The sequence below is a fragment of the Mesorhizobium sp. M1A.F.Ca.ET.072.01.1.1 genome, from assembly GCF_004023325.1.
In the GTDB taxonomy this organism is placed as follows: domain Bacteria; phylum Pseudomonadota; class Alphaproteobacteria; order Rhizobiales; family Rhizobiaceae; genus Mesorhizobium.
The window spans coordinates 1-406 of record NZ_RZSF01000777.1 but is presented as its reverse complement, the minus strand read 5'-3'; the positions used below and the strand labels follow the sequence as shown (position 1 = coordinate 406).

Here is a 406-nt window from a genome sequence, read left to right as displayed (position 1 = left end):
GACTTGTGCCGGCCACGAACTCCATGGCTATGAAAGGAATTTCTGAAAGGTTTCCTGAGGCCACGAAGCGGGGTACATGCGGACCTGACAAGCGCCTGAGGATCAACTCTTCCGCCTCGAAGCCCAGTATGACGGAGACATCGCCTCCCGGATCCAGGAAAGGGACTTTCAACACCAGCGGGAAATCGAACTGCGGGCTGTTTGCGCGCCAGAGCGAGGCCATGCCGCCGGACGGCAGTCGTTCGACCAGTTCGAAACCATCAATGATTGCCCCTGATTCAAACCGCTGCACCCGATCGTCTCCAACAACCCTATCGTCCGATCTTCAATCGCATGCCCAGCCATGCCGGCAACCCAGAGTCAGCAATCTTTCGGGCGGTCTCTTCGTAGTCGTAAGGCACACGGA

At 57.6% G+C, this 406-nt stretch carries 1 pseudogene; it reads right to left on the bottom strand.

Annotated elements, in window-relative coordinates:
* Positions 1–292, bottom strand: a pseudogene (locus EOA32_RS37990) (serine/threonine protein kinase); the annotation flags it as partial.
* Between the last annotated feature and the right edge of the window lie 114 nt (positions 293–406).